General features: G+C 70.6%; 9 protein-coding genes. 2 read left to right on the top strand and 7 right to left on the bottom strand.

The genetic code is table 11. The features are described 5' to 3' along the window. Positions 1-16: 16 nt before the first annotated feature. The 3 genes from DFR72_RS07935 to DFR72_RS07925 form a co-directional block, all read right to left on the bottom strand. On the bottom strand, positions 17-2,776 hold the full coding sequence (locus DFR72_RS07935; protein ID WP_090066688.1) for a helix-turn-helix transcriptional regulator: 2,760 nt from the start codon (positions 2,774-2,776) through the stop codon (positions 17-19). Between the two features lie 86 nt (positions 2,777-2,862). Continuing rightward, the gene (locus DFR72_RS07930) at positions 2,863-3,789 is read right to left on the bottom strand and encodes an LCP family protein (protein ID WP_090066687.1); all 927 of its coding nucleotides are present in this window, start codon (positions 3,787-3,789) and stop codon (positions 2,863-2,865) included. Then, on the bottom strand, positions 3,786-4,274 hold the full coding sequence (locus tag DFR72_RS07925; protein WP_245982639.1) for a sigma-70 family RNA polymerase sigma factor: 489 nt from the start codon (positions 4,272-4,274) through the stop codon (positions 3,786-3,788). The genes DFR72_RS07930 and DFR72_RS07925 overlap by 4 nt, the downstream gene beginning before the upstream one ends. Positions 4,275-4,455: 181 nt before the next feature. On the opposite strand from DFR72_RS07925, the gene DFR72_RS07920 reads away from it, so the two are divergent. Continuing rightward, complete coding sequence (locus DFR72_RS07920; protein WP_090066685.1) at positions 4,456-6,069, top strand: PI-PLC domain-containing protein; 1,614 nt, start codon at positions 4,456-4,458, stop codon at positions 6,067-6,069. On the opposite strand, the gene DFR72_RS07915 is transcribed toward DFR72_RS07920, so the two are convergent. The 4 genes from DFR72_RS07915 to DFR72_RS07900 all read right to left on the bottom strand — a co-directional run bounded on the left by DFR72_RS07915 (position 6,066) and on the right by DFR72_RS07900 (position 11,588). Further along, positions 6,066-6,869: an SAM-dependent methyltransferase gene (locus tag DFR72_RS07915; RefSeq protein ID WP_090066684.1), complete on the bottom strand. Its 804-nt coding sequence runs from the start codon at positions 6,867-6,869 to the stop codon at positions 6,066-6,068. The two genes, DFR72_RS07920 and DFR72_RS07915, sit on opposite strands and share 4 nt — an antisense overlap. A gap of 57 nt (positions 6,870-6,926) precedes the next feature. Next, a complete protein-coding gene (locus DFR72_RS07910) occupies positions 6,927-7,958 on the bottom strand; it encodes an NsdA family TPR-like regulatory protein (RefSeq protein ID WP_090066683.1) in 1,032 nt (343 codons plus the stop codon). Beyond that, positions 7,951-8,424: an RNA polymerase sigma factor gene (locus DFR72_RS07905; protein ID WP_170176172.1), complete on the bottom strand. Its 474-nt coding sequence runs from the start codon at positions 8,422-8,424 to the stop codon at positions 7,951-7,953. Before DFR72_RS07905 ends, DFR72_RS07910 begins: the two co-directional genes overlap by 8 nt. A gap of 119 nt (positions 8,425-8,543) precedes the next feature. Continuing rightward, positions 8,544-11,588 carry a TIR domain-containing protein gene (locus tag DFR72_RS07900; protein WP_114773634.1) on the bottom strand — a complete coding sequence of 1,015 codons (3,045 nt, stop codon included), beginning with the start codon at positions 11,586-11,588 and terminating at the stop codon, positions 8,544-8,546. A gap of 280 nt (positions 11,589-11,868) precedes the next feature. Between DFR72_RS07900 and DFR72_RS07895 the strand changes: the two genes are divergently transcribed. Next, positions 11,869-12,348 (top strand): DUF4262 domain-containing protein, encoded by a 480-nt coding sequence (locus DFR72_RS07895; protein ID WP_090066789.1) that lies wholly within the window; start codon positions 11,869-11,871, stop codon positions 12,346-12,348. Positions 12,349-12,360 lie beyond the last annotated feature (12 nt).

Genomic DNA, 12,360 nt, shown 5'->3' with positions numbered 1-12,360 from the left:
CCCACGTCGCTCCGTCTCAGGCGAGGACTCGTGAAAGATCCTTGCGACCTGCGATTCCGAGCTTCGTGTAGATCCGGCCGAGGTGGTTCTCGACGGTCTTGGGCGTCACGAACAGCTCCTGCGCGATCTCCCTGTTCGCCCGGCCCGCCGCCGCCAGGTCGGCCACCCGGCGTTCGGACGCCGTCAGCGCCTCCGCCCCCAGCACGACCTGCCGTCGTGGCCGGTCACCGAGGGCTTCCAGTGCCTCGACCGCGCGGGTCTGCAGGACCGTCGAACCGCAGTCGCCCGCCAGTTCGATCGCCCTGTGCAACGGCTCGCGCGCGTCCGTCCGGCGCCGGGCCACCCGCAGCGCCTCGCCCAGGTCGACCAGGGAGCGGGCGAGCTCCAGGCGTGAAGGCGAGTCCTCCAGCACGGTCACGGACTCGGTCAGCAGCTCCAGCCGCGAGTCCGCGTCGGCGTTCGAGAGCAACCGCAGAGCGGCGCCGACCTCCGTGGCAGCGCCCCACTTGCGGGCCACCTCGAGTTGTTCGGCGGCCAGTTCCAGCGCCAGTTCCTGCTGGCCCAGCAGCAACGCCGCGCGGGTGGCCGGTCCGCGCCAAGGAACAGTGGGCGGGTCGACGTGCACCTGGTGCATCGCGTCGCGCTGGCGGTACGCCTCGGCCATCGCGCGCCGTGCGTCGCCCTCGGCCAGTGCGATCAACGCGCGCACCTCGTGCAACCAGATCATCGGCATGGTCAGCCGGGCATCGGCGTGGGCGCCGTCGAACGCGCCGATGAACGCGGACGCCGCTGCAACGTCGCCTCGTTCGAGCGCCGCGTAGACCGCGAAGTGCGTCGAGGTCGCGCGCAGGCTGATCACCTCGGACACCGGGTCCTCGTGCGCGACGGCGGCCAGCGCGCCCTCGGCCTCTGCCTCGACGGCCCGCATGTTGCCGCAGCGCCAGTCCAGGAACAGCGACGCGTTCGCCACCATCGCGAACTCGATCGGCGACCCGTGGGCCCGCACCTTCAGCCTGGCCCGCTCGATCTCGTGCCGTGCGGTGTCCACACCGTCCGCCGCCATCAGTGCGAGCAACGCCACCAGCCACGCGACCATCGCGTCCGTGCTGCCCGTCGCGTCGTCCAGGTACGCACCGTTCGCGAGCGCACGCGTCGCGGTCGCGGCGACCTCGTCGTGCGGCCACACCTCGTAGCGGCCCATCTGGGCGAGGAGCCCGAGCAACGTGCGTTCGTCCGGGGTGCCGCCCGCGAGACCGGAGTAGCCGCTGAGGTGCGCGGACGCGATCTGGCGCTGGTCGGGGAGGAACGAGCGGAACACCGCCAGCCGTGCCTCCAGGTGCAGGCGCGACTCGCCGTCCGGGCGGGCCGCGATGGCCTCGGTGAGTTCCGCGATCGCCGCGGCGGGGCCTTCCAGCGCGGCCGTCGCCGAGGCCGCGGCCGCCACGAGTTCCGCGTCCGGAAGCCCTTGCGCCGCCGCCTTCAGGTGCCGGTGCGCGTTGACCGCGTCGCCGAGCCGCAGCAACGCGCGCCCGAGCTCCGCGCGCAGTCCGGCGTCGGTGGGCCGCTCGTCCACCGCTCGTGTCAGATGTCCCGCGGCAGAGCGCGGGTCACCCGCCGAGAGCAACGTCGCCGCGGCCTTCCTCAGCACGTCCGCGGCGTTCGGCAACGTCCCTTTGGGAGCGTGCACGAGGTGTGCGGCCACCCGGTCAGCCGACGCGTGCGACTCCTGCAACGACTTCGCGGCGCGCGCGTGCAGCGAGGCACGCGCGATCGGCCCGAGACCGGTCAGCACCGCCTCGCGCACAACGGGATGCACGAACTCCAGATGCTCACCGGTGACCAGGACGTTCGCCGCCGTCAACGCCTCGACCGCGGCCGGCAGGTCGGTGACCTCCGCCAGTTCCGCGGCCTGCCAGGGATCGGCGTGCGTGCCGAGCACGGCGACCGCGCCCGCGAGCTCGACCGCCGGTGCCGGCAGGCGTCCGAGCGTGGCGCGGAAGACGGTGCTGGGGCCGAGCGTGCCGACCTTGCCTGCCGTCGCGGCGTCGTCCAGCGGCAGCCCGAGCGCCGCGAGCTCGTCGACCAGGACGCCGGACAGGAACGGGTTCCCGCCGCTGGCCGCGTGCAGTGCGGTGATCACTTCGGGGTGCCCGCCGACGAGCGCGCTGAGCGCGTCCGTGGTGAGCGGACGCGGCAGCAGGCGGTCGGCGGACACGCTGAGCTGCGCCAGCGGGCCGAAGTTGTCCGCCGGCGGTCTGGTCGCGACGACCAGCGCGATCGGCAGGTCCGCGATGCGGCGCGACAGGTAGACGAGGAACTGCAGCGACGAGTGGTCCGCCCAGTGCGCGTCGTCCACCGTGATCAGCAGCGGCCGGGTGGACGAGAGGTCCACCGCGACCCACCACAGCGAGTGCAGCGTGCGGGCGAGCTCGGCCTGGCTCGGGTCGAGCTCGGCGTCGTCCAGGGCCTTCAGCGCCGCCCCGGACGGCCCGGCGAGGATCTTCTCGCGCAGCTCACCGGAGTACCGCGACACGGACCGCTCGACCATCTGCCGGACGACGCCCCACGCCATCGCGCTCTCCATGGCGTCGCCGACGGCCTGCAGCCGCCCGAACCCGCGCTCCTTGGCCAGCTCGCGGCACTCCTGCACGAGCCTGGTCTTGCCGATGCCCGCACGGCCCTCGATGACGACGACGCGACCCTCACCACGGGTGGCTGCGTCCAGAGCTTCACGAATGTGCGCGATCTCGGAGTCACGTTCAAGCGGTTCGCGCACGAATTGATCGTAGCGGCCGTTCCGTGCGCTACGTGCCGATCATCGGCTGCGCAGAAGAGCGACTTGATGCTCCATCCGAGTGATCGTCAACGGACGCACCCGCCTTCGCCGGAGTGGTCGCCCTCGTCGAGGGCCTTGGCGACGAACGACCTGGCCTTGGCGGGGTCGACCTCGTACCCGAACCCGGTCTCCCGCTCGACGGGCGCGTCGACCGGCAACGTCGTCACGCTGATCCCCACGGGACCCGTGAACCGCTGCGCGAACCCCAGCACGTCCCAGCCGTCGTCCACGCTGATCGATCCACTGACCCCGCGGGCGAGCGCGAGCGCCTTGTCCTTCGTGATCTGCGAGGCCAGCCCGACGAGGAACATCTGCTGCCGCCTGGCCCGGTCGAGGTCGCCGTTCTCCAGGCCGTGGCGCTGGCGCAGGAAGGCGAGCGCCTGGTCACCCTGGAGCACCTGCCTGCCGGCCGGGAAGCTCACCTTGGTGATCGGGTCGTTCGACGGCGCTTTCAGGCACACCTCGACCCCACCGAGGAGCTGCGAGACCTGGCCGAACGCGGACATCTTCACGGCGGCGTAGTGGTCGACCTTCGTCCCCGTCGTCTTCTCGACGGCCGCGGTCAGCTTCCCGGGGTCCTGGGCGAACAGGCTGTTGATCTTCTGGCCGTCCACGAGGATGTCGCGTGGCAGCGACACGATCATGGCCGCCCCGTCTGCCCGGAACCGCGCGAGCATCAGCGCGTCGGTGTGGTCGTAGTCGTCGAGACCGATGAGGAGCACGTTCTGTGCTTCCTGCGTGGCCTGCGCCGCCGGTGGCGCCGCCTCGGTCTTCTTGATCGCCGTCGGGATGATCACGGCGGCGGCCGCGGCAGCCGCGGTCAGCGTGGCGACCCCGACGATCAGCCCGAGCGGCTTGCGCTTCTTGGCCTTGTGCAGGTTGGCCAGCACGGTCCGGGAGTCGACGCGCTCCTCGGCCTCAGCGTTGATGGCCTGACGGATCAGTTCGTTCATGAGTGCACCCCCAGGGTGGCGGACCGGGCGAGTTCGTGAGTGCGCAGCGTTTGCAGTGCGCGAGAGAGTTGGCTGCGCACAGTCGATTCCGCGCAGCCGAGCACTTGTGCGATCTCCGCGTCGCTGCAGTCCTCGTAGAACCGCAGCACCAGCGCGGCACGTTGCTTGCGCGGCAGGATGGCGATCCGTGCGCGCATGGCCTCGCGTTCGGCGTGCGCGTCAGCTGGATCGGCCATGGACGGCACGTGCTTCGCGAGCTCGCTGCGTTCCACGGCGATCTCCCGCGCGGCCCTGCGGTGCCGCCACGACAGGTAGTCGTTGGTCACCATGCGCTTCACGTAGAGGTAGGGCGCGTCCATCGCCCCGATGCGTTCCCACTTGCCCTGCGCGCGCATGAGCACGTTCTGCACGATGTCCTGCGCCAGGTGTTTGTCGCAGGTGATGGCTGTGGCGTACCCCAGCAGCCGGTCCAGTCGATCAGTCACGAACTGGTCGAACCCCACGCCGCCCCCTTCTCGTCCTCGGTCGTTTGCGGTGTGGGAAACCCCCTTCGCCCCTCGATCCGCTGCATCGGCTTTTTGTGTCCTGGGCCACAGATGTCTCGGTTTGGATGGATTTCGAAGTGAAGCCTTTTCATGTTCACGTCCATGGTCGAGCCTTCACCTCATGCGCATCATCCCTGCACTCGCGCTGTTGTCGCTGCTGCTCGTCCCCGTGGACGCAGCCGCCGCTCCCAACGGCAACTACTACCTGCAAAGTGCCGTGACCGGCCAGAACGCCGCCGTCTCCGGCTCATCCGTCGTCCAGCACCGCCCCAAGGGCAACGAGGACCGCCAGCAGTTCTCCTGGAACGGCAGCACCCTCTCCGAAGGCGGCCAGTGCCTCGGCCGCGCCGGCGACGCCGTCCAGGTGGTCAGCTGCACCAGCGCCGAGGCCCGGTGGGTCGGGCTCCTCGACGACCAGGACAGATACCGCTTCAAGGATCCCGGAGCCGACCGCTACCTGATCGCGTCCGGCACCGACCAGATCCGTGTCGGCACCGGCAACGACACGTGGTTCCTGACCCCGGTCACCCCGGTCCGCGTCCAGACCCCGGCCGACCCGCGCCTGGACGAGATGACGTTCCTGACCTCCCACAACGCCTACGCGAACGGCGTCGACGGCGGCTTCATGTTCGCCAACATCGCCCCGAACCAGTCCCGCGGCATCGTGCAGCAGCTCAACGACGGCGTCCGCGGCTTCATGCTCGACATCCACCAGACCCCCGACGGCGCGATCCTCTGCCACAACAGCTGCACGGCCGTCATCAGGCCGGTGGCGTTGAACGTCGACATCCAGCGCATCGTCGACTTCCTGAAGTCACGCCCCACCGAGATCGTCACGGTGTTCCTCGAGGACTACGTCTCCGCCGACGTCCTGCGCAACGAGCTCGCCCGCGTGCAGGGCCTCAACGACGTGCTGTTCCGCGCCGAGGGCGTCCGGGAGAACGGCTGGCCGACGTTGTCGCAGATGAGGGCGTCCGGCAAGCGCCTGCTCATCTTCACCGACCACGGCCGCGACGGTCGTGAGAACTCCGGTGTCCTCTACCAGAAGGACTGGACGGTCGAGAACTACTGGTCGATGGGCTCCGGCACCGGCGCCTCGGACTGGTCCTGCTACTCCCGCTGGGGCGACAAGCCGCTCACCGCAACGGAAACCGGCTTCCGCCCGCTGTTCGTGATGAACCACTTCCGCGACGTCCCGATGCAGGGCACCGTCGCCACGGACAACTCGAAGCTCGTCAACCGTGCCCAGCGCTTCTGCGAACCCGCGGCCCGCAAGACCCCGAACTACCTGGCCGTCGACTTCTACCACCTCAACACGCCGTCACTCCCGGCGGAACGCCACCCGTCCGGCGCCGGATCCGTCGAACTGGCGGCCGCCCCGGCCCTCTGCCTGGACAACGACAGGGGCGGCACCGCCAACGGCAACCCGGTCCAGATCTGGACCTGCAACAACACCTACGCGCAGAAGTGGCGGGTCGTCGCCGACGGCACCATCGCCATCGCCGGCAGGTGCCTCGACATCGACAACGGCGGCACCACCAACGGCACGAGCGTTCGGCTGTGGGAGTGCAACGGCACGGGCGCGCAGCAGTGGCGCGTGCGGGCGGACGGCTCCGTGCAGAACCCGCAGTCGGGGCTGTGCCTGGACGACCCCGGTGCGTCGGCCACTCCCGGTACGCGCCTGAACATCTGGAGCTGCAACGGTTCCGCAGCCCAGGCGTGGAAGTTCCGCTAGAGCTTGCGGCCGATGCCCACGTAGACGTCCTCCGGGCCGCCTTCTCCGGCCGGGCCGAGTTCCGGGTGCCAGTTCGGCGCCGGGACGACGCCCGGCTGGAGGACCTCCATGCCGGCGAACATGGGCTCGAACTCCGTGCGCGCACGGAAGTACATCGGGTCGCGGCTGTGCTTCATCGCCTCGACGACGGCGCCCATCTCGTCCGGCTTGAAGTCGGCGGTGAGGTGCGACAAAGCGATGAGGCTGCCCTCGGGCACGGCGTCGCGGTAGCGGGCGACGACCTCGGCGGGGCCCTTGTCGTCCGAGACGAAGTGCAGCACGGCGATCATCAGCAGGCCGACGGGCCTGGAGAAGTCGATCAGGTCCTTCACGACCGGGTCGGACAGGACGTCGTCCGGGCGGCACATGTCCGCCTGCACGACGCCCGCGTTGTCGTTGCCCTCCAGGATGAGCTGGCTGTGCGAGACCGCCACCTCGTCGTAGTCCACGTACACGACTCGTGCGTCGGGGTTCCTCTGTTGCACGATCTCGTGGACGTTGCCGACCGTGGGGATGCCTGAGCCGAGGTCGAGGAACTGCGTGATGCCCTGTTCCATCATCAGCAGGACGGCGCGGCGCATGAACGAGCGGTTCGACGCGGCGATCGCACGGCCTTCGCGCAGGATCTGCAGCACTTTGTCGCCGACCATGCGGTCCGACGCGAAGTTGTGGCCACCTCCCAGCAGGAAGTCGTAGACCCGTGCCGCGCTGGGCACGTCCGTGTTGATTCCTGCGGGCACCCAGGAGAAAGGCTCGGACATGCCGCAGAACTTACTCGTGTGCGCGCACGCGTGTAGCGGCCCGTATCAGTGAAAGCGTCATCCAGAACGCGCGAAACGGACTGAGATCTGCTCTGCCAGCAGGAATGCGCCTGCCGCACGGGCTTCCTGGTCGAGCCAGCGCAGGTGGTCCTCCGCGCGTGCCGAACGGAGGTTCCTGGCCGACTCCACGGCTTTCTCCGCGAACTCGATCGCTGCGGGGAGATCGCCCAGAGCGAGGTGGTTGCGAGCCAGTGCCGTCAACGTCAGGGTGCGAGCCCGGCCTTCGCCATATGTGCCCACCCTCGTGGTCAGGGAGGCAATGGCCTGCGCGGGATCGTTCAACGCACGCCGGTCGGCCCAGGCGTTGTGCGCCGCCACGAAACCGAGCTGGAACGCCTTCAGCGCGTCGTCGGGTGCGTTGTGGTGCAGGAACATCCGGCCCGCGCGGGTCAGCACGGAGGCGATGAGCGCCTCGTTCTCCGCCTGCCGTGCCAGCGTCAGCGCCTTCGCGAAGTGCGGCAGGGCCGTGCCGGGCCGGCCGCTGTCGAACGCCGTCCAGCCCGCCAGTTCGTGGACCTCGGCGACGGCGGTCCACGTGGTGTCGTCGACGACGATCATCGGTTCGACGGCGGCGAGGTGCTCCAGAACCGAGCTGTGGCAGGCGATGCCGCCGTAACGCTGGTCCAGCGTCCGCAACGCCCGGGTGCGTGCTGTGATCGCGTCGGCGGAGATGCGGCGGGACGGCATCGCGGGCGGCAGCCAGTCGAACGTGGGCGCGCCGACCGTGATCCGGGCGGCGTGCTCCAGGAACCGTTGCCGTGCCTGGGAGTTCTCCCTGGCCAGCTCCTCGGCCTCGGGGAAACCGTCCGCCACGGCGGCAGCGCACCACTGCAAGGCCTCGGCTTCCTCGCCTAGCGCGAACAGGACGTGGGCCAGCCGTACGGCGGCATCACCGAGGCGTTGGTCGGCGGCGACCCGGAAGTGCACGGCCGCCTCGCGCAGGCGACCCGCGCGTTCCGCGGCCTCGCCCAGGCGGTACTGCCGCTCGACGGCGTCGTCGAGCTCGAACTGGGCCAGCAGCTCACTCATCACTGCCTCCGAGGATCCGCCGCAGCTCGGCGCGGCCGCGGGTGAGGTGCGTGCGCACGGTGGACTCGCCGACCACGAGCACCGCGGCGATCTCGCTGACCGAGTAGCCGAGCAGGTGGTGCAGCGCCACGGTCTCGCGGTGCCTGGGGGAGAGTTCGCGCAACGCCGCGTGCAGCGCTTCCACGTCGTGCACCGGTTGAACGACCTCGGGCACCTCGGCCAGCGGCGTTTCGCGTTCGTACCGCTGCTGCCAGCGCCGCATGAGCCGTAGGGCGACCTTGAGCACCCACGCCTCTGGCTTGTCGTACGTGTGGATATCGCTCCATCGGTGCTGTGCGATCAGCATCGCGTCCTGCGCGATGTCCTCCACCGCGCGAGTGTCGCCGCTCAAAGCCGTCAGCGTCCTGGTGACCACGGGCAGGCACTCGCGGAAGAACTCCGCGAAGCCCAGATCCGGTGCGCTCAACGGCCTTCCCTTCAGCGTCCGCTCGTGTCGTTAACCGCCCTGGGGCGACCTTCACCGGTGACAGGCGTTGAAACCAGCGAAGGCTGACAGCGGGAAGGGAATTCACCCGTTCGGAGGGCCTAGGGGAGCAGGTGGCGGAAGGCGGCGACCAGCAGCATGCGTTGTTGGTCGACGTCCAAGCCCTCGTCCAGCTCGTCGTCCTGGCGGTACTCCCGGTTGCCATGGGAGCCGCGCCCGCCGAACGACTCGACGCGCACGGCGATGTCGACGACGTCCGACGCCAGCTCCACGACGGACTCGTCGTCCGGGATCGGGTCGTTCTGCTGGTACAGCTCGTAGGTGAACCGCATCCCGATCGTGCCGTCGAACGTGATCTGCTCGGTGGGCAGCTGCATCGCGTCGAACACCGCCCGGTACAACGAGGCGCCGGTGAGGTGCAGCGGGGTCATCACGACGTGCGTGGTGCCGAGGTCGTGGCTGCGCACCGAGATCGCGACGGTCGGGCCGTCCGGCTTCGGCGGGACCGGTTGCGGGAACACGGGGAGCTCCGACTTGCGGTCGGAGCGCCAGGTGGCGACGAGGCGGTCCGCGGCGTCCACGAGGTCGATGTGCTTGCGGGGCGCGAGGAGGGGCGGCAGCGGTTCCTCGTCCAGCCGCACGATGAACAGGAACGCGCGGCGGCGCGTCATCTCGCGGGTGAACGCCGCCGTCCACTCCGCCGCCGGCTCGCGCCGCGGGGTGTTCGCCGACCACAGCAGGACGTGGTAGTCGGAGGTGGCCAGTGCCTCGTCGACGGCGGTGGCAGCGTTGTCACCGGGCGCGATCTCGTCCTCGGAAAGGTAGGCGCTGACGTTGCGGGACTCCAGTTCGGCACGGAGTTGCTCGGCGTGCGCGCGGTCCTTTCCGGCGAACGACAGGAACACCTTGGGACGGGTTTCGAGCGGCACGGGGTCTCCGTTCTTCCTGAGTCTTCTGCGCAGCGGGCCCGCTGAGGTCTGGAAGCCCGCGTCGCCGTGCAGGGACCAGCACGCCCAGTCCGCCGGGTGCCGATCGGCGACTTCGACCAGCGCGTGCTGCAGGGCGCGATCTCGGGGGAGCTTCGCCAGGTGCCGGCCGAACGCGTCGAGCACCTGCCGTGCGGCTGTTTCCTCCGCCTGCCAGCGGGCGGCGACGACCGCACCCGCCCCCGCGGACGTGACCGCGCGGACCACGCCGGACTCGCAGGCGCCGAGCACGACCGTGCCGCACGCGCTGAAGTCCATGTCTCCCAGCGCTCCCACGGACACCCGTTCGTCGGCGAACTGCAGCCACGACTGATCGGGGTTCATGCGGTCGTGCGCGGCCTGGGCGTCGATGCGGACGCGTTGGGAGCGGCCTTCTCCGAGTGTCCGCCGCAGCTGCGAGGCCTCCTCGCAGATCGCCGACTCGTCGCCCCTCTGCCTGCGGGCGCTGCGTTGCCGGGGGCGCAGCGCGGACAGGCACGGCAGGCTGGACAGCGCGTGGGTCATGCCGAGGAAGAGGTTCGTGCCGGGGACGGGCAGGCCGGCCAGCGGGACGTCCGCGAGGACGCCGCCCGCCACGACGACGAGCCTGCTGGCCTTGGGAGGCAGGGCCGCGACGACGTCCCGCAGTCCGATCAGGCCCGCCAGCTCGGCGAGCAGCGCGCCGAGGATCGCCTTGTCGTACTTGGGTTTCCAGGACTTCAGCCGGCGGATCGTGTCGGTGAGGTCGCCGATGTGGACGGAGGTCGTCACGTGCGTGACCTTGCGGCCGACGAGCACGTGGTGGAGCTGGTCCGGCGTCGCGTGCATCATCCACACGACCTGGTCCTTCGGCAGGTGCCTCGTCGTCCCGGCGAGCCAGCGCCTGGCCGCCGGCAGGTCGGCGAAACCCGGGAGCTCGCGCGGTCCGGTGGGACCCGGTCCGGCTCGGGCCGCCTCGACGGCGACCACCAGGCCCGCCAGCGCTTTGCGGCCGTCACGCCGGGCCCGGCGAGCTGCGGCGCGCACGCGGCCGTCCCGCACGTCGGGGGCCGTGCGCAGCATCCGGAGCTTGACGCTGGGGCTGTCCCGGTGGTCCGCGAGGTCCTCCTCGACGCTGTGCGACTCGGCCCAGTGCCGGGCGGCGATGTCCTCGTGGCCCGCGTCGGCGAACGTGTCACCGAGCTTGCGCAACGCCAGCGCGGTGAGTTCGGCGTGGCCCGCCCGGCTCGCGATCTCGAAGTGCCGCGCGGCCTGTTCGAGCCGGCCCTGCGCGTAGGCGAGCTCGGCGGCGGTCAGGTGCCACAGCGGCGAGTTCCCCTCGCCCAGCATGCCCTCTGCCTCGAGCAGCTCGTCCCGGGCGATCAGGCGGCGCACGTGGGTGAGCCGGCGTTCCGGCCTGAGGGTGTGGGTGGCGTCGGGGAGCCGCGAGATGACCTCCGGACCGGCCGCGGCCACCAGCAGCGGGAAGAGCCTGCGGGCCGTGCCCGCCTGCCTGGTCAGGACGAGCAGCACCGTCAGCTCGTACAGGACGGCGAACCGCAGCGCGGGTTCGATCTGGTAGCTGGTGGCGCACCTCGTCATCAACGCCAGCGCTTCCTCGTACCGGACCTCGCGCCGCAGCGCGGCGGCGCGTTGCAGGTACTCGGCCGGCGTGCGGGGAGTCCGGTCGCGGAGCTTCGAGACGCGGGTGCCCCTGCGCACGTCCAGCAGCAGCCGGTCCCTGCCGATGTGCTCCAGGTGCTCTGGCCGGCCGGCACGGCGGAAGTGGCGTTCGGCGGCGTCGAGCTCGCTTTCCGCGGTGGGGTAGTCGTAGCGGTCCGCGGCGGCCAGCGCGGCGACTCTCGCGAGCCTCGCCTGCTCCAGTTCGGTGAGTTTCAGCTTCCGCAGCTCGCGCACGTCCCGTTCGGCGGCGACGTGATCCGTTGCGGCACTGCGGATCTGGGCCCGCAGGATCCTCAGCGTGGTGTCGTTGCCGGTGCTCAGGTACTCGTCACAGCGTCGTGCGGCCTTCGCGACGGCACCGAGGTTGAGCAGCGTCGCGCAGTGGTCGTGGGCGACGGCAGGGGTGATCTTCGCGGCCCTCGCGTAGGCGAGGTCGACGCCGAGGACGTTGCCGCGCAGTGCGGCGGACCTGGCGGCCTTGACCGCGTCCGCGAGTGGGGTGCCTGGTTCGAAGTGCATCAGTTCCCGCAGCTCCGAGCGCCTGCACTGTCCTTTGTGGTCGGTTGGCGGCCGGCGCAGCCGGTTGTGGTCCCGCCCAGTGCTCCGTCTGATCGGAACGGCGGGCGCGTGGCCGCCGGGAAAGGCGTTCTTTGGCGCATGCACGATCCTCCGTGCGTCGCAGGTTAACGATCCAGACGGCCCACAGATCGTTTGTCCACTTTCTGTCAACGAACTGCTCAAACGATCTTGTCGGTGCTCCTCGGCACACTGGATCCACCACCGATCCGAGGAGACCGTCATGTGCTGGAGCTGCGACCACCCCGCCGGCCGCATGGAAGAACACCTGGCCACCCTGCGCCGCTGCATCGACGTGCGGGGCTGGGCCGTTCAGGCGATCGAACGGGACCGGGCCCACCCACCCTGGGCCTACACCGTCGGCCTGACCCCGCGTGGCCTCCCGGAACTCGTCGTGACGGGCATGGCCGTCCTGGAAGCGGGCCGCCTGCTCGACGACATGGCCGAACACCTGGTCCACAGCTGCCTGCCCGCACCCGGCCACCGCTTCACCGTGCCCGGCGGCCCGCTGCTGGAGGTCGTCCGCGTGGCGCGCCCCTGGGCCCACCTGCTGGTGTCCGCGCGGCTGTACGGCGAGGGCATCGAGGCCCTGCAGTTCGTGCACGCCGACGAGTCCGGGCGCTGGCCCTGGGACGGCTCCTACGAGGGGGTGGTGGGAGGCCAGCCGGTGCTGGGGGTGAGAGCGGGGCCGCCCGGCGGATGAGCAGCGCGGCCG

This window comes from Lentzea flaviverrucosa, from assembly GCF_003350445.1.
In the GTDB taxonomy this organism is placed as follows: Bacteria; Actinomycetota; Actinomycetes; order Mycobacteriales; family Pseudonocardiaceae; genus Lentzea; species Lentzea californiensis.
The sequence above is the reverse complement of the archived record's forward strand: the minus strand, read 5'-3'. Positions and strand labels throughout refer to the sequence as shown.